The sequence below is a fragment of the Mycobacterium sp. NGS49 genome, assembly GCF_059812565.1.
In genome coordinates this window covers 168,014-186,095 of record NZ_JCALCX010000004.1, presented here as the reverse complement: position 1 = coordinate 186,095, position 18,082 = coordinate 168,014, and the positions used below count along the sequence as shown (strand labels likewise).

At 69.2% G+C, this 18,082-nt stretch carries 16 protein-coding genes and 2 pseudogenes; 9 read left to right on the top strand and 9 right to left on the bottom strand.

Annotated features, from left to right (window positions below; genetic code table 11):
* Positions 1-123 precede the first annotated feature (123 nt).
* Genes AC5Y7D_RS05675 through AC5Y7D_RS05665 form a run of 3 tightly spaced genes read left to right on the top strand, consistent with a single transcriptional unit; the run spans position 124 to position 4,569 of the window.
* The gene (locus tag AC5Y7D_RS05675; RefSeq protein WP_499922328.1) at positions 124-897 is read left to right on the top strand and encodes an SDR family oxidoreductase; all 774 of its coding nucleotides are present in this window, start codon (positions 124-126) and stop codon (positions 895-897) included.
* Positions 894-1,817, top strand: coding sequence for an NAD-dependent epimerase/dehydratase family protein (locus AC5Y7D_RS05670; RefSeq protein ID WP_499922327.1), 924 nt, complete (start codon positions 894-896; stop codon positions 1,815-1,817). Before AC5Y7D_RS05675 ends, AC5Y7D_RS05670 begins: the two co-directional genes overlap by 4 nt.
* 16 nt (positions 1,818-1,833) lie before the next feature.
* Positions 1,834-4,569, top strand: coding sequence for a helix-turn-helix transcriptional regulator (locus AC5Y7D_RS05665; protein WP_499922326.1), 2,736 nt, complete (start codon positions 1,834-1,836; stop codon positions 4,567-4,569).
* Positions 4,570-4,574: 5 nt separating this feature from the next.
* Here the strand turns inward: AC5Y7D_RS05665 and AC5Y7D_RS05660 are convergent, their stop codons facing one another.
* The 4 genes from AC5Y7D_RS05660 to AC5Y7D_RS05645 all read right to left on the bottom strand — a co-directional run bounded on the left by AC5Y7D_RS05660 (position 4,575) and on the right by AC5Y7D_RS05645 (position 6,350).
* A complete protein-coding gene (locus AC5Y7D_RS05660; RefSeq protein WP_499922325.1) occupies positions 4,575-4,805 on the bottom strand; it encodes a zinc-binding dehydrogenase in 231 nt (76 codons plus the stop codon).
* 266 nt (positions 4,806-5,071) lie between these two features.
* Positions 5,072-5,317 carry an alcohol dehydrogenase catalytic domain-containing protein gene (locus tag AC5Y7D_RS05655; RefSeq protein WP_499922324.1) on the bottom strand — a complete coding sequence of 82 codons (246 nt, stop codon included), beginning with the start codon at positions 5,315-5,317 and terminating at the stop codon, positions 5,072-5,074.
* Between the two features lie 74 nt (positions 5,318-5,391).
* Positions 5,392-5,892: a hypothetical protein gene (locus AC5Y7D_RS05650; protein WP_499922323.1), complete on the bottom strand. Its 501-nt coding sequence runs from the start codon at positions 5,890-5,892 to the stop codon at positions 5,392-5,394.
* 2 nt (positions 5,893-5,894) lie between these two features.
* On the bottom strand, positions 5,895-6,350 hold the full coding sequence (locus AC5Y7D_RS05645; protein WP_499922322.1) for a hypothetical protein: 456 nt from the start codon (positions 6,348-6,350) through the stop codon (positions 5,895-5,897).
* A gap of 322 nt (positions 6,351-6,672) precedes the next feature.
* On the opposite strand from AC5Y7D_RS05645, the gene AC5Y7D_RS05640 reads away from it, so the two are divergent.
* A complete protein-coding gene (locus AC5Y7D_RS05640; RefSeq protein ID WP_499922321.1) occupies positions 6,673-11,496 on the top strand; it encodes a cation-translocating P-type ATPase in 4,824 nt (1,607 codons plus the stop codon).
* 85 nt (positions 11,497-11,581) lie between these two features.
* Positions 11,582-12,042, top strand: a pseudogene (locus tag AC5Y7D_RS05635) (DUF222 domain-containing protein); the annotation flags it as partial.
* Between the two features lie 12 nt (positions 12,043-12,054).
* Here the strand turns inward: AC5Y7D_RS05635 and AC5Y7D_RS05630 are convergent.
* The 4 genes and pseudogenes from AC5Y7D_RS05630 to mrf all read right to left on the bottom strand — a co-directional run.
* Positions 12,055-13,614 (bottom strand): annotated as a pseudogene (locus tag AC5Y7D_RS05630) (AMP-binding protein); the annotation flags it as partial.
* Entirely contained in the window at positions 13,611-14,498 is an 888-nt protein-coding gene (locus AC5Y7D_RS05625; protein ID WP_499922320.1) for an SDR family NAD(P)-dependent oxidoreductase, read from the bottom strand. The gene AC5Y7D_RS05625 and the pseudogene AC5Y7D_RS05630, both read right to left, overlap by 4 nt.
* 107 nt (positions 14,499-14,605) lie before the next feature.
* Positions 14,606-14,866, bottom strand: a complete 261-nt coding sequence (locus tag AC5Y7D_RS05620) for a type B 50S ribosomal protein L31 (RefSeq protein WP_499922319.1) — start codon at positions 14,864-14,866, stop codon at positions 14,606-14,608.
* Positions 14,863-16,059, bottom strand: a complete 1,197-nt coding sequence (mrf, locus tag AC5Y7D_RS05615) for a ribosome hibernation factor-recruiting GTPase MRF (RefSeq protein ID WP_499922318.1) — start codon at positions 16,057-16,059, stop codon at positions 14,863-14,865. The genes AC5Y7D_RS05620 and mrf overlap by 4 nt, the downstream gene beginning before the upstream one ends.
* An 82-nt stretch (positions 16,060-16,141) precedes the next feature.
* Here mrf and rpmB point away from each other — a divergent pair, with 82 nt between their 5' ends.
* The 4 genes from rpmB to rpsR are packed head-to-tail and all read left to right on the top strand — an operon-like array spanning position 16,142 to position 17,099.
* Complete coding sequence (rpmB, locus tag AC5Y7D_RS05610) at positions 16,142-16,378, top strand: 50S ribosomal protein L28 (RefSeq protein WP_499922317.1); 237 nt, start codon at positions 16,142-16,144, stop codon at positions 16,376-16,378.
* Entirely contained in the window at positions 16,378-16,542 is a 165-nt protein-coding gene (gene rpmG, locus AC5Y7D_RS05605; RefSeq protein WP_499922316.1) for a 50S ribosomal protein L33, read from the top strand. Before rpmB ends, rpmG begins: the two co-directional genes overlap by 1 nt.
* Complete coding sequence (gene rpsN, locus AC5Y7D_RS05600) at positions 16,543-16,848, top strand: 30S ribosomal protein S14 (RefSeq protein ID WP_499922315.1); 306 nt, start codon at positions 16,543-16,545, stop codon at positions 16,846-16,848. It begins immediately after the preceding gene.
* A gap of 44 nt (positions 16,849-16,892) precedes the next feature.
* A complete protein-coding gene (gene rpsR / locus AC5Y7D_RS05595) occupies positions 16,893-17,099 on the top strand; it encodes a 30S ribosomal protein S18 (protein WP_499922450.1) in 207 nt (68 codons plus the stop codon).
* Here rpsR and AC5Y7D_RS05590 read toward each other — a convergent pair.
* A complete protein-coding gene (locus tag AC5Y7D_RS05590; protein ID WP_499922314.1) occupies positions 17,096-18,004 on the bottom strand; it encodes an oxygenase MpaB family protein in 909 nt (302 codons plus the stop codon). The two genes, rpsR and AC5Y7D_RS05590, sit on opposite strands and share 4 nt — an antisense overlap.
* Positions 18,005-18,082 lie beyond the last annotated feature (78 nt).

Sequence of the window (18,082 nt, the reverse complement as noted above, 5' to 3'; positions counted from 1 at the left end):
AGACAGGTTGCCGTTCACCGACTCAGCCGTATCGGGTCCCCGGAACCCGGCAATATCACCGGTGCAAACCAGCACATGCCGGGCATAGTTTCGGACCATTCCCGAAACGTGAGGAGCCAATCGATGAACGTACTCGTCACCGGCGGCACGGGTGTGCTGGGCCGCCAGGTAGTTGACCGACTGCTCGCGGCCGGCCACGCCGTCCGGATTCTCAGCCGCAGCGGCCGGGTTGCGCCGCGGTCCGGCGTCACCGTGGTCGCCGGCGACTTGCGCACCGGCGACGGCTTGCCCGATGCACTGGCCGGTGTGGACGTCATCGTGCACACCGCTTCAGACCCGAAGCACTTCGCCGAGGTCGACGTCGACGGCACGAAGCGGTTGATCGCCGCGGCAGCGCAGGCCGGTGTGCGCCACCTGGTCTACATCTCGATCGTCGGCGTCGACCGGATTCCGTGGCCGTACTACCGCGCGAAGCTGGCTGTGGAGCAGCTGATCGAGGAGTCCGGGCTGCCTGCGACGATCCTTCGGGCCACCCAGTTCCACGAATTCACGGTGGACATGCTCGGTCGGCTGAGCCGCCTGCCCGTCGCGGTGGCGCCGCGTGGCTGGCGCATTCAGCCCGTCGACGTCGGCGTGGTCGCTTCTCGCCTGGTCGATGCCGTCGCCGCCGGCCCCGGCGGGCGACTGCCCGACCTGGCCGGACCTGAGGTCATCACGTGGGCCGACGCGGTGCGCGCGATTGCGGCTGCCCGCCGGGATCGTGTGCGAATCGTCAATGTGCCCGTGCCCGGCCGGTTTTCGGCCGCGTGGCGCTCCGGTGCCGCACTGGCGCAGCCGTCAGCCGGCCGCACCTTCGCCGAGTTCCTCGCGGAACGCGCGCCGGAGGTAGTCCGGTGATCGTGTTCGTGACGGGCGCCACCGGCGCCCTCGGCGTCCCTACCGTTTCGCTGTTGACCGGAGCCGGCCACCAGGTGCGCGGGCTGGCCCGCAATGCCGCCTCCGCCGCCAAGGTGCGTGAGCTGGGCGCCGAGCCGGTATCCGCGTCGTTGCTCGATCCGGCCTCGCTGGCGGCAGCCGTCCGGGGGGCGGACGCGATCCTGCATCTGGCGACCAGGATCGTGCCGTTCGGGCAGGCTCGCCGCCGGGCGGCTTGGCGCGAGAACGACGCGATTCGCCGTGTCGGCACCTCTTTGCTGATCAAGGCGGCGCTCGCCTCGGACGTCGGAACCGTGATCTATCCGAGTTTCGCGCCCATCTACGCCGACGGCGGCCGGCGGTGGCTCGAGTTCGGCGATCCCATCGCACCGACCGACATTCTCGCCTCGACCGTGGCGGCCGAACACATGGTCGACTGGTTCACCGCCAAGGGCGGGCGCGGCATCGTGCTGCGCATCGCCGGTGTCTATGGAGCACATTCGGCCGCAACCCAGCAGGTGATGACGCTGGCGGACAACGGAATCAGCGGCTTCGCCGGTTCCGCCGACGCCTTCTGGCCGATGGTGTGGGATGAGGACGCCGCGGCCGCGCTGGTGGCGGCGCTGCACACCGACGGACTGGCCGGCGGGTACGACGTCGCCGACGACGAACCGCTGACCCGCGCGGATCTCGCCGCGGCACTGGCCGCTGCGGTGGGGCGACAGTCGGTGCGTCGGCCGCCGGCCTGGCTGGTCCGGGCCGGACTCGGCGCGCGCATGAGCTTCCTGCTGCGCAGCCAGCGGGTGTCCAACCGGCGGTTCAAGGCCGTCACCGGCTGGCAGCCGCAGGTGCCCGACGCCACGGTCGGACTGGGCCGGATCCGTAAGGCGTTGGTCTCCTAGACCTTACGATCGGGGCGTGCTGGCCGGTCGCGAACACGAGCTGCAACACCTGACCGCCGTTCTCGACGATGCGCGCGCGGCCGTCGGCCGGGTGGTGGTACTGCACGGTGAGGCCGGTGTGGGCAAGTCGGCATTGCTGCACGAGATCATCGCCGGGGCCGCCGACATGACGGTCGTCCGCACCCGCGGGGTGGAATCGGAAGCCGAGTTGCCTTACGCCGCACTGCACCGGCTGCTGCGGCCCGCGCTCGACCTCGTCGACCGCCTGCAGGAGCCACAGGCCGAGTCGCTGCGGCGGGCGTTCGGCATGCAGTCCGGCCGCAGCCACGACCGCTTCCTGATATCGCTGGCAGTGCTCAACTTGCTCGCCGAACTCGCGGATCCCGGGCCGGTGCTCTGCGCGGTGGACGACGCGCACTGGCTCGACACGGCATCAGCCGAAGCCCTGGCTTTCGCGGCGCGCCGCTTGGACGCCGAGCCGGTGGCCATGGTGTTCACCGTGCGCAGCGGGTTGGCCGATCGGCTGGCGATCGACGATCTGCCGGTGCTTCGCCTGGCGCCGTTGGGGGTATCGGCGGCTGTCGAACTGCTCACCGCCGAGGTGGGCGCGCAGGTGCATCCCGAGGCGGGCGTACGCCTCGCAACCGCGGCCGCCGGCAACCCGCTGGCCCTGGTGGAACTGGCCCGCGCGCTGTCGCGGGACCAGCTGACCGGCCGCCAGCCGCTGCCCGCACCGCTGCCACTCACCTCGCAGATGGAAAGTGCCTTCCTGCAACAGGTTCGGCGGTTGCCGGAAGCTACGCAACGGCTGCTGCTGGTCGCGGCCGCCGACGACACCGGCCGGTTGTCGACAATCCTGTCCGCGGCGGACGCACTTGGTGTCGACCAGACGGCGCTGGCTGCTGCCGAGCGGACCGGTGTGGTGCGAGTTACCGGCGCGGAGGTGGAGTTCCGACATCCGCTGGTGCGATCCGCGGTGTACCAGGGAGCCACCTTCGGTGAGCGGCAGGCGGTGCACCGGGCGCTTGCCGGGGTGCTCGACGAACGAACCGATCCCGACCGGCGCGCGTGGCACCGGGCCGCGGCGGCGGTCGACCCCGATGCCGGGATCGCCGACGACCTGGAGAACGCCGCCGTTCGGGCGGATCAACGCGGCGCGTTCGCGGCCGCCGCAGCCGCCCTGGAACGGGCCGCCGAACTGACCAGCGATTCCGAGGTCCGGTTGCGGCGCCTTGCGCAGGCCGCCGAGCGTGCCTGGCGGGCAAGGCAACCCGATCGGGCCGCAGCTCTGCTCGACCGCGCGCAGTCGCCGGCGATGTCGCCATCCATGCGTGCCCACGTCGACTACCTGCGCGGCATGGCTCAGCTGGCCGCAGGGATGTCCGACGCGGCCTACCGCATCGTGCGTGAAGCGGCCGACGGCTTGGTAACCACAGAGCCGGCGCGCGCACTGGAACTTCTGGTGTTCGCCGCCGAAGCCGCCTCGAACTCGACCGATACCGACTCCATCGTCTCGCTGGCCGAGCTCGCGGTCCGGCTGGACGCGGGCGACGCTGTGCGCGAACGGTTCTTGACCGACGTCCTGGCCGGAACCGCGGAGCATTTCGCCGGCCGGCCGACGAGCGCGGTGCAACCGCTCACCCGGGCGCTGGCCGCGGCCGGCCAGCTTTCCGAGCCCACGCTGCTGATGGTGGCCGGGCGGGCGGCGTTCTATCTGGGCGACGACGAGGCCGCCCATCGCTTCAGCGCGGCGGCCGTGTCGCTCGGCCGGGACGCCGGCGAGGTCGGCGTCGTTCCCATCGCCGGAGCACGGGCGGCGCTGGCCGATATCTTCGCCGGCCGCTGGGCCACCGCCGAGGCCACGGCGACCGAAGCGGTCGGATTGGCGGAAGCCATCGGACAGCCGGGCCTTTCCGGCCATGGCCTGGCCTGCCTGGCAGTGCACGCGGCCTTGCGTGGGAGTTTCGAGCAATGCCAGAGCTATGCCGACCGGGCGCGCGCACTTGCGGCGGGCCGGCCGATGAACTTCATCGAAGACTGGGTCCAATGGGCACTGGCGCTGCGCGACCTGACACGCGATGAGGCGGGGCCGGCGTTCGGCCGGCTCCGCGAGATCCGGCACCCCGTCGTCATCGTTTTCGCGTCCCTGGACAGGATCGAAAGTGCTCACCGCACCGGCGACTCGGACCTTGCCCGGCAATGGCTTGCCGAGCTGGACGACGCGGCAGGCGCGTCGGGTCAGCCCTGGGCCCTTTCCCGGGCAGCGCACGGCCACGCGCTGCTCGACGACGCGTCTCGGGCCGACCGCTGGTTCGCCGAGGCGCTCGAGCATCACGGGCGGGCGAAGCGGCCGTTCGAGCGGGCCCGCACCGAATTGGAGTACGGCGCGTGGTTGCGGCGCGCCAGACGCCGGACCGCCGCCCGTTCACACCTGCAAGCGGCTTTCGACACCTTCGACGCGCTCGGCGCCGACCCCTGGGCCGAACGGACCCGGGCGGAGTTGCGCGCGTGCGGCCAAAGTGTCCGCCGGCGTAGCGATACCGGCTGGGATCAGCTGACTCCGCAGGAGACTCAGGTCGCCGGGTTCGTCGCACAGGGCCTGACGAACGCGGAGGTCGCCGCCAAGATGTTCTTGTCCAGACGGACCATCGACTTCCACCTGCGCAACGTTTTCACCAAGCTGTCGATCACGTCGCGGACCGAACTGGCCCGAATCGTTGCGCAGGGGGGCGGCGAACTCGCCACACCGTAGGGCACTCAGGTCACGGTGACGGCGATTTTGCCGACCGCTCGGCCCCGCTCGCTTTCCCGGTGCGCCCCGGCGATATCGGCGAGGTGATAGGTCGCGGCGGTATGCGGGGCGAGCTTGCCTTCGGTTATCCAGCGCACAATGGTCGGTAGCCCGGCCTTGGCGGGCAGCCCAACGGCCAGCCCCGGAATCAACCGGTGGTGGCCCTTCGCCCACCGACGCAACAACCGGCCGAGCAACCGCGCACCTTCGAGCGCGCCGACGTCCGACGTCTTCTCCGGGGCGGCCGGGACGAAACGACGGCAGCGCGGCCGTGACGAATCGCCCGCCCGGTCTCCACAACCACGGCGCCAGCTCGGTGAAGTGACGAAATCCTCATTGCGCGCGCTACAAACCGCTGCTACCAAACTCGCCCTGAGCGCATTCGCCGCCATCTGAACCGCCAGGTGTCCGACGCCGCCGGAGGCGCCGACGATCAGGATGCGGGCGCCCGGCGAGGGCTCCGTCAGTAGCTTCCCGCCAGGGGCAGCGCGCCCATTACGGCGTCACCGGGCCGGAACGGGGCACTGTCGTCTCCGGTGGCCACCACCTCGCCCGAGAAGTCCAGCCCGAGAACCATCGGTGAGCCAATGGCCCTGCGCCAGAGCCACTTCGGGATCCCGATGCCCTTGCGCATTTTCCACTCGATCGGGTTGACGCTCGTAGCGGCGACACGGATCAGCAGCTCGTCGGGATGACGAACCTGCGGCATCGGCAATCAGGTGAGTTCCAGCTTGCTGCTGTCGCCGAAGTCGGAGAGCACAACGGCGCGACGCGTGTGGTTCATCAGACGCTCCTGCGTGCCGGTGACCGATGATGCAATATCGCGATCACGGTCAGGTTGCCCAGTAACAGACCGCTGAGCGCTGGCAGCGTCATCACCCACCCGGTGCCCGAGCCGGCGATCGCACCCCAGGTCAGCTTCCCCACGGCCATGAGGTTCAGCACGATCAAGGCCCACCACAGCGAGCGTTGCCAGAACGCCGCGCAGTAGCCGGCCAGGGCGGCGGGGACCAGCAGGGTCAATGCCACCTTGATCAGCGTCCAGTCCCCGGTCAGCCAGGTCCGTTCGAACTCGAGGAACTCTGCCACGCGGGGGTCGGGCGTCTCGGGGGCGGGGAACCAGAACATGCTGGTGGCCAGGGCCAGCAGGGTGGCGGCGATGCCCCAGCCGCTGCGCCGGTAGGCGAACCAGCCGAGCGGCAACAGGAACAGCGGCCGGACATACCAGCTCAGTATGTTGTGGTGGCGTTGCCAGGCCCACTCCATCAGATCGATGCCGGCCATGGTCAAGCCCGGACCGCGTAGTCGAGGGTGCCCGAATCGGCCGACTCGGACACGGGTTGCCGGAAGGCAATTACCGCCAACGCGATCGCGGTGACAGACACAAACGACAACGTGCACGTCTGCAGGATCTGTTGGGACACGCTGGGCAGGGTAGCGAGGTGGGCCTGGTGATAGACCTGGTGCGGCACATTCGCCACCACAAGGCTCAGCCCGGTGGCCCGGGCCAGCCACACCCCGCCGATCAACAACGCGGTCAGCGCGAGGGCACCAAGGCCGATGTTGCCCTGCCCGACGTCGCGCAACAGGTGTTCGTTGTAGGGGCCGTCGATGTCCACCCAGTGCAGTCCGAAGCCGGGGAAGTGGTCATAGAACGAGCGTGGTGCGAGTTGTTGCCAGGTGCCGGTGGCCAACAGATAGACGGTGAACCAGCCGAGCAACGGTTTGACGGCGAAGCGCATTGTTCCTCCTTGGACGACGTTCCTCCTTGGACGACCTTCCTCCTTGGATGGCATGTCCCGGATATCGTCGGTCTCGGCTTACCTGGATCGGACCGGTCAAATTGCCGGGATTCAGGCGATCGTGGCCAAGATGGTGCCAACGCGCAGCGCGCGGTCGCGGAACACCGCCGCGTCGCCGATAGCATCATGGCTGCCGTTCTCCGCGTTTGGGTTGTCACGGACAAGGTAAGTCCGCGGTAATCCGCCCCCATTCGAGGGCCGTGTGGACAGGTCCGCAAGGCGCCGGGAGGATTGGCGCGGTAGGCAGATTGAAGGGTGATGGATGAAGATCCCGGGTGTGGCCGACGTTGTCGGCACTCTCACCGGTGGAGCGGTTCAGGCACTGCAGGCCGGGGTCAACGGCGCGGTGGGCGCCGTCGGCGCGGTGCAGACCCTGACCAGCCCCATGACGGAGCTGGTCGGGCCCGTAGTGCAGACGGTGGCCCACACCACCGGCCGGGCCATCGGGCTGGGCGGGTCAGCCGCAGGCGGGCCGGAATCGGTCACCCCTCCGGTGCGCTGGCAGAGCGGGCGGCGCCTGCACCTGGACCTCGACCCGTTGCTGCCGTTCCCGCGCTGGCACGAATACGCCCCGGTCATCGAAGAGCCCGTCCGCCGCATCCCCGGGGTGGAAAAGGCCCATGTCGAGGGCGCACTGGGCCGACTCGTCATTGAGATCGCCGTGGACGCCGACCCCGACGACGTGCTGGACGAGGTGCGCGAGACAGCCGCCTCGGTGGCCGCCGACCTTGCCGCCACCGAAACGGGTGCTACACCCCATTCCGCGCCGTTCGCCGATCCGGGCAACCCCTTGGCGATCCTTGTCCCACTGACGGCGGCGGCGATGGACGTGGTGGCGGTGGGGGCCGCCGTCACCGGCTGGTTCACCCGGCTACCCATGGCGCCGCGCAGCGCGCGGGCCGCGGCGGCACTGATCAACTACCAACCCCGGGTGGTGGCCGTCCTGGAATCCCGGCTCGGCCGTGTCGGCACCGACATTGCGCTCAGCGGTTCAACGGCGCTGGCGTACGGGTTGAGCCAGTCCGTGGGCACACCGCTGCTGGACCTTACCCAGCGGGCGCTCCAGCTCTCTGAGGCCGCGGCGCATCGTCAACGGTGGCGGGAACGGGAACCCGAGCTTGCGTCGCCCACCCGGCCCCAGTCTCCCGTCGTCCCGATCCTGTCGTCGGCGGCAGACGAACACACACCTCGGCACAATTGGGCGGCGGCGGCCGCCGGCGAAGCCTCGCACGTCGTGGTCGACGGCGCCATCGACGCCGCGATCGACACGGGCAAGGGCTCGATGAAGGGCCCGGTGGAGAACTATGTGGATCAGGCGGCCAGCGGATCCGTCGTTGCCGCGGCGGGCGCTTTGTTCGCCGGCGGTGGTGCCGCCGAAGCCGCCGAAGCGATCCTGGCCGGGGTTCCGAAGGCAGCACACCTCGGCCGGCAGTCATTCGCGACGGTACTCGGGCGGGGACTGGCGAACGCGGGTCTGCTGGTGCTCGATCCTGGTGCGCTGCGCCGGCTGGACCGGGTGCAGGTGGTCGTTATCGACGGCGCCGCGCTGCGCGGTGACCACCGGGCCGTGTTGCGCGCGCAGGGCGACGAACCGGGCTGGGACGACGACCGCGTCTACGAGGTCGCCGACGCGCTGTTGCATGGCGAGGAGGCACCCGAGCCGGACCCCGATGAACTGCCGGCCATCGGAGCGCGGCTGAAATGGATTCGGTCAACGGGGCCGTCGGCGGCTCCGGCGCAGGGACTCGAGCATGCCGAACTGATCAACGACGGCGATCGGGTGGGCAGCGTGGACGTGGGGTGGGAGGTAGACCCCTACGCCATCCCGCTGCTGCAGACCGCGCACCGCACCGGCGCGCGGGTGGTGCTGCGCCACGTCGCCGGCACCGAGGACCTGTCCGCCAGTGTCGGTTCTACCCATCCGCCCGGGACGCCTTTGCTGAAGTTGGTCCGTGAGCTGCGGTCCGACCGGGGACCGGTGCTGCTGATCACGGCCCTGCACCGGGACTTCGCGTCCACCGACACCCTGGCCGCGCTGGCCATCGCCGACGTCGGCGTCGCCCTCGACGACCCGCGCGCCGCCACACCGTGGACCGCCGACATCATCACCGGAACCGATCTGGCCGCCGCGGTACGGATTCTGTCCGCCCTCCCGGTGGCCCGCGCGGTCAGTGAATCCGCGGTGCACCTTGCCCAGGGCGGAACCACCCTGGCCGGGCTGCTGCTGGTCACCGGCGAAGACCGCAGGACAACCAACCCGACGTCGTTTCGGCGTTGGCTCAACCCGGTCAATGCCGCCGCGGCGACGGCGTTGGTGGGCGGGACCCTCTCGGCCGCCCGGGTGCTGCGGATGCCCGACCCCACGCCGCAACCGCTGACCGCGTGGCACGCGCTCGACCCCGAGATCGTCTACTCGCGCCTCGCCGGCGGTTCGCGTCCGCTGGCGGTCGAATCCGGCACCCCCACCTGGCGGCGGCGCCTGGACGACTTGTCCTACGAACCGGTCGTGGCTCCGCTGCGCGGGCCGGCGCAGACGCTGGCCCGGCTGGCGGCCGCCACCCGGGTCGAGCTGCGCGATCCGCTGACTCCGATTCTGGCGGTGGGCGCGGCGGCCTCGGCGATCGTGGGCAGCAACGTCGACGCGCTCCTGGTCGCCGGTGTCATGGCGGTCAACGCGCTCACCGGTGGCGTGCAACGGCTGCGCGCCGAGGCCGCGGCCGCGGAACTGTTCGCCGAACAGGATCAGCTGGTGCGCCGCGTGGTGGTGCCGGCCGTGGCGACCACACGCCGCCGGCTGGAAGCCGCCCAGCACGCCACCCGGACGGCCACCGTGTCGGCCAAGAAGCTCCGGCCCGGCGACGTCATCGACCTGGCCGCCCCCGAGGTGGTGCCGGCCGACGCCCGCATCCTGGTCGCCGACGACCTCGAGGTCGACGAATCGTTTCTCACCGGTGAGTCGTTGCCGGTCGACAAGCGGGTGGACCCCGTCGCGGTCAACGACCCGGAACGGGCCAGCATGCTGTTCGAAGGCAGCACGATCGTCGCGGGGCGGGCCCGCGCGATCGTCGTCGCCACCGGGGTGGGCACCGCCGCGCAACGCGCGATCTCGGCGGTCGCCAACGTCGAGACGTCGGCCGGCGTGCAAGCCCGGCTGCGCGAGTTGACGAGCAAGGTGCTACCGCTGACCCTGGCCGGAGGCGCGACCGTGACCGGCTTGTCGTTGCTGCGGCGCACCTCGCTGCGGCAGGCGGTCGCCGACGGCGTCGCGATCGCGGTGGCCGCGGTTCCGGAGGGCCTGCCGCTGGTGGCCACCCTGTCCCAGCTAGCCGCCGCGCAGCGGCTCAGCACGCGCGGGGTGCTGGTGCGTTCGCCGCGCGCCATCGAGGCGCTGGGGCGGGTCGACACGGTGTGTTTCGACAAGACCGGCACTCTCACCGAGAACCGGCTGCGGGTGGTGCGCTGTGTGCCCCAGGGTATCGGTCCGGAGGGGCCGTTCCCCGATCCCGAGGATCCGAAGGCGATTGCGGTTTTGCGGGCCGCCGCCCGTGCGTCGACGCAGCCACAGAACGGCGAGGGCCACGCCCACGCGACCGACGAGGCGATCATCACGGCTGCGAATTCGCTTGCCGTCGAAGGTGATTCGGAATGGACAGTGCTGGCCGAGGTACCGTTCGAATCCAGCCGCGGCTACGCCGCCTCAATCGGCGCAGGTGTCGCCGACACGACACCCATGCTGATGCTCAAGGGTGCGCCGGAGACCATCCTGCCGCGCTGCCGGCCCGCCGACTCCGACGCCGGGTCTTTGGTGGACACCCTCGCCGCGCAGGGTTTGCGGGTGCTGGCCGTCGCCCAGCGCACCTGGGAGCACGGCACCGGCGACGAGGACACCGACGCCGACGCTGTCGAGGCCGCCGCGCATGACCTCGAACTGCTCGGCTACGTCGGGTTGGCCGATACCGCCCGTGCGTCGGCACGGCCCCTGATCGAGGCGCTGGTCGAGGCCGACCGCAACGTGGTGCTGATCACCGGTGACCACCCGATCACCGCCCGCGCGATCGCCCGGCAGCTGGGCCTGCCCGCGGACGTGCGGGTGGTCACCGGTGCCGAGTTCGCCAGCTTCGACGCCGAAGGGCACACCAAGCTCGCCGCCGACGTCCAGGTGTTTGCGCGGGTCAGCCCCGAGCAGAAGGTGCAGATCGTCGCGGCGCTGCAGCGCGCCGGGCGAGTCACCGCCATGGTCGGCGACGGCGCCAACGACGCCGCTGCCATCCGGATGGCCGACGTGGGAATCGGGGTGAGCGGTCGCGGATCCTCGGCCGCCCGGGGTGCGGCCGACATCGTGCTGACCGACGACGATCTGGGCGTGCTGATCGATGCCCTGGTCGAGGGCCGCAACATGTGGGCCGGCGTGCGGGATGCGGTCACGATCCTGGTCGGCGGCAACGTCGGCGAGGTGCTGTTCACCATTCTGGGCACCGCATTCGGCCAGGGCCGGGCGCCGGTGGGGACCCGTCAACTGTTGCTGGTGAACCTGCTCACCGATATGTTCCCCGCCCTGGCGGTCGCCGTCACGTCCCAGTACGACGACCCCGAAGACGACGATGAACTCACCAACGAGCAGATCGACGAAGCGCGCCGGACACTGCAGCGCGAGCTGCTGACCCAACCGCCCCCGTCCTTGGACGAGCCGCTGATGCGCCAGATCGTCAACCGGGGTGTCATCACGGCCGCCGCCGCGACCACCGCCTGGGCCATCGGACGCTGGACGCCGGGTTCCGAAAGGCGCACTGCGACAATGGGCCTGACCGCTCTGGTCACCATGCAGCTGGCGCAGACCCTGCAGAGCCGCAGCCACAGCCCGCTGGTGGTGGCGACGGCGTTGGGCAGTGCGGGCGTCCTGGTCGGCATCATCCAAACACCGGTCGTCAGCCAGTTTTTCGGCTGCACACCGCTGGGTCCGGTGGCCTGGACCGGAGTGATCGGCGCCACGGCGGGAACCACCGCGATCTCGGTGCTGGCACCCCAGTGGTTGAACAAGGCCGTCGGAGCGGTGCAGCCCGCGCCGCAATCAGGGGAATCCGAGTAGCGAGCGAGACTCCCGCCTTCTGGCGGGCGAGGTGCCCGAGTCCCCGGGCCCCGCCGGGCATCAGCCCGATGAATTAGCCTGCTAGGCAAGGCTCCTGCAGAACTATTTGGTGCCTGATGGCGACTTCGCCGACGAACAGCACGCCCGCTCGCGGGGCATCGCCATCGGCGCCCAACAGCCCGACGGGATGTCGGCGATCAAGGGGCACATTACCCCGGAGTTCCGCGCCATCGTGGAACCCGTGTTGGCCAAACTCGGCACACCCGGGATGTGCAACCCCAACGACCCAGCCCCGCTGATCCGCGGGCGCGCGCCCGCCGAAGCGGTCGACCGCGACACGCGTAACCAGCCCCAGCGCAACCACGACGCCATCGCGGCGGGACTGCGAAGCTGCCGGAAACCAAAGCGTTAGGCAAGCACCACGGGTTGCCAACCTCCGTCATCGTCGCCACCACCCTGGCCGACCTGGAAGCCGACGCCGGACGCGGGTTGACCGCCGGGGGCACCCTGCTGCCCATGTCTGACGTCATTCGGCTCGCCTCTCACCCTGGCTTGCGGACCCGACAACTCCCGGCGCACGACCTTGCCTGCCGGGTTGCGCGGGATGCTGTCGACGATGTTGATGTCTCTGGGCTGCTCGAAGCGAGAAACCCTGCCCTTCAAATACTCTCGTAGCGCCGCCGCGTCGGCGACACTGCCCTCCCGCAACACCACGAACGCTGCCAACCGCTTGCCGAACTTCTCGTCTTCGACGCCGACAACTGCGTTCTCGGCCACCTCCGGATGCCCGGACAGCGCGTTCTCCAGGGCGCGTGGATAGACGTTCTCACCACCCGAGACGATCATGTCGTCTTCGCGACCGACGATGTACAGCCTGCCGGCCTCGTCCAGGTAGCCCATGTCCCCGGTGCTGGTCATCCCGTCGACGACGGTCTTGCCGCCACCACCGGTGTAACCGTCCGAAGCCAGCCCGCCGCCGACGAAGATGCGGCCGGTCACCCGCGGCCCGACGGGCCGGCCGTTGCGGTTGTAGATGCGCACCGGACATCCGGCGACCGGCTTGCCCACCGTCTCCGGAAAGCGGCGCAGCTCCTGCGGCGTCGCCAGGGACCCGATGCCCACCTCGGTGGATCCGTAGAGGTTGTACAGGACGTCGCCATAGGTGTCCATGAAACGGCGGGCCAGGCCCGGATCCAGCCGGTCACCACTGGATATGACAACCCGCAAGGAAGACAACGGATTTCGCGCCCGCACCCGCTGTGGCAGATCCAGCATGCGGGCCAACATGATCGGCACCGCACTCATCGCCTCCGCGCGGTGCAACGACGCCTGCGCCAGTGCCGTTTCGGCGTCGAAGCGGCGGCGTGTCAGCACCGTGCCACCCAGCGCAATCGCCATCATCAGGATGCCGAAGCCAAGACCATGAAACATCGGCGCGGCCAACGAAATTCGCGACCCGACCCGCAGACCGGTGCGCTCCAGAATGGTCATGCTGACGCCGACCCCCGAACTCAGATGCGGCGTGCGTGGCACCCCCTTGGGGATCCCGGTGGTGCCCGAGGTCAGCAGCACCATTCGGCCCGACGGGGCGACCTTGGGCCGCGGAACGTTGTGTCGCGGTGAGACGTTGGCCGGATCGATGACCCGGATGGACTCTGCGGTCGCAGCGATCTGGCCGGTGAACTCCTCGTCACAGAACATCGTGCGGATCTGGTGTGCACCCAGGGCGCCCGCCAGCGCGTCGGCGCGGAACTCGGTGTTCACCAGCACCACATCGGCGCCCACCAGCGCCGTGCCGAAAACCGAGGTGACGAAGTTGCGTCCGTTGCGGCACATGACGCCCGCCGGCTGCCCGGCCCGCACTCCGGTGTCGAGCAGTTCGAGGGCCAGCGACTCAGTGAGCGACTGCAGCTCGCGATAGCTCAGCGCGCCGTCCTCGTCAATGATCGCGGTGCGCTCCGGCCAGCGCGCGGCCGATATCGCCAGCAAAGTGGAAAGATTCGTCCCACCCCGGCAGACCTCACGGGCCAGGCGCAACGCCGCGCCGGGACTCGGTGGCCCCAGCAGTCCGGACGACAGCACCGCGCGCGCCGTCGTACCCAGCACGCCGCCCGTCATGACCGGCCATCCTTGGCGGATTCGGCGAAGAACCGGCGATGCCACAGCCGGGCGGCGTGCTCGGCCGGACCGGCCAGCAGGACGGACGCCAGCTCGGCCGGCCACACCCAGGGCGGCTCGTTGGTGCGGGGGCGCTCGATGATGACCTTCGCGACAGCGTCGGCGGCCTCGTCGGGCGTCAGGCCGGGGAGCCGGCCCAGCAGCGGCGTGGGTTCGATCATGCGGGTGCGGACCAGCGCGAAGTAGATCGTCGAAACGTCGATGCCGTCGCCGTGCAGTTCGGGCGCCACGCTGCGCAGCCAACGGTCGAACGCCCCCTTGGATGCCTGATAGGCACCCCACTGCGGACCGGGCACCACTCGCACGCCGACACTGGACACGTTGACCAGGTGCCCGCGGCCGGTGTCGCGCATCGCCGGAAGCAACCCCAGCAGTAGCCAGATCGGACCCAGGTAGTTGACGTCGATGGTCCGCTGAAAATCGTGCGGCCGGTCGTACTGATCGTGCAGCGACCGTCGCAGTGACTTGCCCGCGTTGCTGACGATGATGTCCAGTGGGCCGTGGTTCTCGTTGATTTGTTTCGTCAGCTCGCTGACCGCGGCCTCGTCACTCAGGTCGGTCGGGTAGACGACGGCCTGTCCCCCGCCCGTGTTGATCGAGGCCGCGACGTCTTCCAGGCGCTCGGCCGAGCGGGCCACGATCAAGACGGTCGCTCCGGCCGCGGCAAGTTTGCGTGCGCTCGCCTCACCGATCCCGTAGGACGCGCCGGTCACCAGCACGGTCTTGCCGGCGACGGCATTGCGCAGCTTGTCGGGATCGGGTTCGCGCGCGGGGTTCGCCCACCTGCTGGCAGCCGAATCAATCGCCTGCGAAACCAGATTCATCGGCTGCATCCCTCGATCGCTTTCGACCCGTCTTCACCCATCGAAACACAGGTGTGACCCATGGTCACAATGTCACTCGTAGGGCCGACGCGTCAGGGGTTTGGCCGTTATCGCGGTCGAGGGCCGTATCGCCGGTAGAAGCGGTCCACCCGGCCGGCGGCATCGAGGTTCCGCTGGTTGCCGGTCCAGAACGGGTGCGAATCCGCGGATACTTCGACCACCACCAGGGGATAGGTCTGCGGGCCGGTCGGAGTCTCCCACTCGACGGTGCGCGAACTGGTCAGCGTGGACCGGGTGAGGAACATCGCACCGGTGTTGGCGTCCTGAAACACCACGGGGTGGTACGTGGGATGGATGCCGGGCTTCATCCGCGTTGCCCGTCGTTGCGATGCGCCGAGAATTCGCCCGACGCGTCGGGCAGCTCGTAGCAGGGGTCCTGGTGCCAGTCGCCGAACGGGTCGTCATAACTCGCCCAGGAGCCGGGGTCGGCCATCTCGGCATCGGTGAGCAGAGCGGCGTTCAAGGCTTTCGTGATGTCGGCCGGGTCGGCGCCGCAGACCAGTACCGTCATCGCCGTGTGCCGGTCGCCGTGCTGGTATTCCCACAGCAGATCGGCGAACAACCGGCGCTCCGGGTCGGTGTAGGCGACCTCCGAGGCTGTCATGGCCGCCAGCCATTTGCCGGCCGACGCGACCCTGAGACCACCACCGGCCGATTCGAGCCACATGACCTGTTCGGGCCGGTTGGCCAGCCACAGCCGACCGCGGGTACGAACCACCCCGTCAAGCAACAGGTCGACCGCATCGTGCAGGCGTTCCGGACGGAAAGGGCGGCGTGCGTTGAACTCGACGATCGACACCGCCCCGTCCGCGGTCAGCGGAGGCAGTCCCGCCAGCAGTGGCGCGTGTGGGTGGTGGCTTCGACCCCGGCGCGACTGCTCGTCCAGGTTCGCCAGGGCCAACTCGACGCGATCGCTGCCGACGGTGATCCGTGCCCGGGGCGAGAGGCGGCGCAAGACTGCCAACGTGACCGGGTCGGGCCGGGTGAGCACCAGCACGTCGGCGAACTCGGCTTGTCCGACCGCCGCCTGCGCCACCGTGCGTCCGTCCGCAAGGATGTCGTCACCGAGCGCCTGCTCCAGCCACTTGGCGGCATCCACGCAGGTCACCACCCCAGCGATGCGCACATCCAGCGCCGCCGGTCCGTCCGGGTAGCCGGGACCGACCCGGACACGGACATGGTTGATCGCCCAGCAGACCGGTTCAGGTTCCAGCCAGGACGCCAGGCGGACGACGACACGGTTCACGTTGGAGCGCCGGTGCAGCTTGCGCAGCAACACCAGCAGGTCGTTGCGGATGGTGCAGGACAGGCAGCCGTGCGCCAACTCAAGCGCTTCCTCGATGCTGCTCAGCTCGCCGCGCTCCAACGTGATGATCGTCCGTCGGACCACCTGGCCGTCGAACCGGTGCTCGACCACCGCCGTACCCGGCTGGCGCAACAGTGTCCCAGTCACCTCGTCGCCGGCGCCCTGGCCGGCCACCAGTACTACGGGAGTTCGCATCCATCGGCTCCTTATTGAAAATCATTTTCATTAAGGCTACAGTCCGACGCGGAACTTGTCGAAATACCTTTAGGAGCCTGCAATGTCCGCGCGATGCCAAGTCACCGGGCGCACTGTCGGTTTCGGCAACGCGGTCTCACACTCGCATCGCCGCACCCGGCGCCGATGGTCGCCCAATCTGCAGAACAAGACGTACTACCTGCCGTCGGAAGGCCGCCGCGTCACGCTGCGGGTCAGCGCAAAGGGGATCAAGGTCGTCGACCGCGACGGCATTGAGGCGGTGGTGGCCCGGCTACGCCGGGCAGGTGAGCGTTTCTGATGGCGCGCAACGAGATTCGACCGATTGTCAAGCTGCGCTCCACTGCCGGTACCGGGTACACCTACGTCACTCGCAAGAACCGCCGCAATGACCCGGACCGCATGACACTGCGGAAATACGACCCGGTGGTGCGGCGGCACGTGGAGTTCCGGGAGGAACGCTGAATGGCGAAGAAATCCAAGATCGTCAAGAACGATCAGCGCCGCCTGATGGTGGCCCGGTACGCCGAGCGACGTGCCGAACTCAAACAGATCATCCGATCGCCGCGCAGCACGTCCGAACAGCGCGTGGACGCGCAGCGGGAGCTTGCCCGTCAACCCCGTGATGCCAGCGCGGTCCGGGTGCGGAACCGTGACTCGATCGACGGCCGGCCACGTGGGCACCTGCGCAAGTTCGGGTTGTCCCGGGTGCGGGTACGTGAGCTGGCCCACCAGGGCCAACTCCCCGGCCTACGCAAGGGGAGCTGGTGACAGCGCAGCGGCCCAAGCGGCAGCTCCGCAGGGTCCAACAGCCGATGGCCAAAAAGAACCTGTTGCGCAGCCTCGGCCTGGACATCGTCGATTACAAGGACACCCAGACGTTGCGGCTCTTCATCTCCGAACGCGGCAAGATCCGTTCCCGGCGGGTCACCGGGCTGACCGTCCAACAACAACGCCAGGTGGCCACCGCGATCAAGAATGCCCGCGAGATGGCCCTGCTGCCGTACACCGCTGTCCGCTAGTTGTGCATCTTGCGCGGATCGACACCCGAACGGATCCAGGCGTCGGCTGCCCAGGAGGCGTAGACAAGCCGTAACGGTAACCGGTTGATCAGCGGATTGAGCGCCCGCACGATGGCGGCGAACCGCTGAAATCGCTTCTCCTTCTTGTCATTCCACGCCAGATCGCACACCTGGCGCATCTGTGGCGGGCAGGTTCCCGCGATCACCAGGCGGGCGTAGGCGTTCAGCGGCGCGGACAGTAACTTCCAGACCGGCCGGGGAATTCGGCGCGGGCCCGGGATGCCTTTGCGGATGTAACCGGTGCCGTACAGCACCGTCTTGTGCGGCATGAACCGGTCCAGCATGCCGTCCCAATACTCCACGAACTCGTCGTAGGTTTGCGGCTGACCCCGGTCACTGACCCCGTAAAGGCTGTACCAGACCTTGCTTTCGGCGAAGATCTGTTCCTTCTCCGCGCGGGACAGTCGCCGGATGAACATGTCGGCCGTGTAGAGGACCTGGTCGACGAAAGTGGCGTGCGCCCAGTAGAACAACTCCGGGTTCAACGCGTGATACCGGGAGCCGTCACTGATGGTGCCTTTGATCGGCTTGTGGAAGTCCCGCACGGTACGGCCCCACTGGTGCGGATCGTCGGAGTAGACGGTCTTCATCAGCGGTGGCGCGGTGCGCTTGGCCCGGCCGAGCGTGTCGCTGAAGACGACCGAATGGTCGAGGACGCCCTGGCCGAGCTGTTCGATGCAGTTCTCGGTGCCGGCCACGCGCTGAAATCCGAACAGCTGGGTGCGGTAGTCGCCGTAGAACTTCCAGATCAGCGAATCCGGACCCAGCACCGGCGCCGATTGGTCGACCTCGTCGACGACGACGGGCGTCGCCTCCCGTACGCCGGTGTCGAAACTCGCCGTCATCACCACCCCCTGTGGCACTTCCGCGCTGAAGCGAAGACACAAAATCGTTCTTTTGTGTCACGATAGCATCGACGCGTT

What these genes read in the sequence shown, in the direction of transcription:
- AC5Y7D_RS05675 (WP_499922328.1), top strand. Translation starts at nt 124, where the DNA reads ATGAACGTACTCGTCACCGGCGGCACGGGTGTGCTGGGCCGCCAGGTA.
- AC5Y7D_RS05655 (WP_499922324.1), bottom strand. Translation starts at nt 5,317, where the DNA reads ATGCCGCAGGTTCGTCATCCCGACGAGCTGCTGATCCGTGTCGCCGCT.
- AC5Y7D_RS05650 (WP_499922323.1), bottom strand. Translation starts at nt 5,892, where the DNA reads ATGGCCGGCATCGATCTGATGGAGTGGGCCTGGCAACGCCACCACAAC.
- AC5Y7D_RS05645 (WP_499922322.1), bottom strand. Translation starts at nt 6,350, where the DNA reads ATGCGCTTCGCCGTCAAACCGTTGCTCGGCTGGTTCACCGTCTATCTG.
- AC5Y7D_RS05640 (WP_499922321.1), top strand. Translation starts at nt 6,673, where the DNA reads ATGAAGATCCCGGGTGTGGCCGACGTTGTCGGCACTCTCACCGGTGGA.
- AC5Y7D_RS05625 (WP_499922320.1), bottom strand. Translation starts at nt 14,498, where the DNA reads ATGAATCTGGTTTCGCAGGCGATTGATTCGGCTGCCAGCAGGTGGGCG.
- AC5Y7D_RS05620 (WP_499922319.1), bottom strand. Translation starts at nt 14,866, where the DNA reads ATGAAGCCCGGCATCCATCCCACGTACCACCCCGTGGTGTTTCAGGAC.
- mrf (WP_499922318.1), bottom strand. Translation starts at nt 16,059, where the DNA reads ATGCGAACTCCCGTAGTACTGGTGGCCGGCCAGGGCGCCGGCGACGAG.
- rpmB (WP_499922317.1), top strand. Translation starts at nt 16,142, where the DNA reads ATGTCCGCGCGATGCCAAGTCACCGGGCGCACTGTCGGTTTCGGCAAC.
- rpmG (WP_499922316.1), top strand. Translation starts at nt 16,378, where the DNA reads ATGGCGCGCAACGAGATTCGACCGATTGTCAAGCTGCGCTCCACTGCC.
- rpsN (WP_499922315.1), top strand. Translation starts at nt 16,543, where the DNA reads ATGGCGAAGAAATCCAAGATCGTCAAGAACGATCAGCGCCGCCTGATG.
- rpsR (WP_499922450.1), top strand. Translation starts at nt 16,893, where the DNA reads ATGGCCAAAAAGAACCTGTTGCGCAGCCTCGGCCTGGACATCGTCGAT.
- AC5Y7D_RS05590 (WP_499922314.1), bottom strand. Translation starts at nt 18,004, where the DNA reads ATGACGGCGAGTTTCGACACCGGCGTACGGGAGGCGACGCCCGTCGTC.